This window comes from Mesorhizobium sp. P2_A12 (genome assembly GCF_056405075.1).
On sequence record NZ_JBFUCU010000098.1, the window covers coordinates 1 to 431 of the forward strand.

Annotated in this window: 1 protein-coding gene; it reads left to right on the plus strand. The window is 68.2% G+C overall.

What is annotated here, in order from left to right; genetic code table 11:
* Positions 1–431: hypothetical protein (locus AC1DZU_RS35675; RefSeq protein WP_477292161.1), on the plus strand; the 431-nt coding region annotated here is incomplete at both ends.

The following is a 431-nucleotide window of genomic DNA, read 5'->3' on the forward strand; positions in this document are numbered from 1 at the left end:
TCGACTGGAGCTCGACTGGAGCGACGGGCTCGACCGGAGCCACCGGCTCCACTGGTTCGACCGGCGCAACAGGTGCGACTGGCGACACTGGTGCAACGGGTTCGACTGGCTCGACGGGTGCCACTGGCTCGACTGGTGCGACTGGCGATACCGGCTCGACCGGAGCCACCGGCTCGACTGGTGCGACTGGCGATACTGGAGCCACAGGTTCGACTGGAGCAACCGGCGCCACAGGTGCGACCGGCGATACCGGAGCTACTGGCTCGACCGGTGCAACCGGCGATACCGGAGCGACTGGCTCAACCGGCTCGACCGGAGCCACCGGCTCGACTGGTGCGACCGGAGCCACTGGCTCGACTGGTGCGACTGGCGCAACTGGCTCGACAGGTGCGACTGGCGACACTGGTGCAACGGGTTCGACTGGCTCGACG